Source organism: Pseudoalteromonas sp. SR45-6, assembly GCF_014163545.1.
Taxonomy (GTDB): domain Bacteria; phylum Pseudomonadota; class Gammaproteobacteria; order Enterobacterales; family Alteromonadaceae; genus Pseudoalteromonas; species Pseudoalteromonas rhizosphaerae.
Map to the genome: position 1 here is coordinate 1 of NZ_JACJDM010000189.1, position 438 is coordinate 438.

Genomic DNA, 438 nt, shown 5'->3' on the forward strand with positions numbered 1-438 from the left:
GAAATGAATTTATTCCACGCTTGCGAAACCTGTTCGACTATTTCTTCATAACCACTAAACACACGATTAGATAAACAGTGTTGCCGTATCCAACTCCATACTTGCTCTATTGGATTTAACTCCGGGGAGTAAGGCGGAAGTTTTATTAGCGTGACATTATTGAATGGTTTTACAGTATCAATAGTATGCCAACCAGCGCCATCAACGATCACGACCGCATGACGTCCTACCTCCGTGGCTTTTGATATTAATTCCATGTGTTGCGTCATGACGTCTTTATTGACGATAGGGCTGATCAGCGCTTCTGTTTTACCATTACTTGGGCACACTGCACCAAATAAGTATCCATACTCAAACTGCTGTTGTTTTGTTGCGCGAGGCCTAGAGCCTGTTTCAGCCCATAAGCGTGTTGTTTGATTTTGTTGTCCAAACCGTGCT

General features: G+C 43.2%; 1 protein-coding gene. It reads right to left on the reverse strand.

Features of this window, described 5'->3' with window-relative positions; translation table 11 throughout:
- On the reverse strand, window positions 1-438 hold a 438-nt coding region (locus H5158_RS22840; RefSeq protein ID WP_182740991.1), incomplete at both ends, for an IS630 family transposase.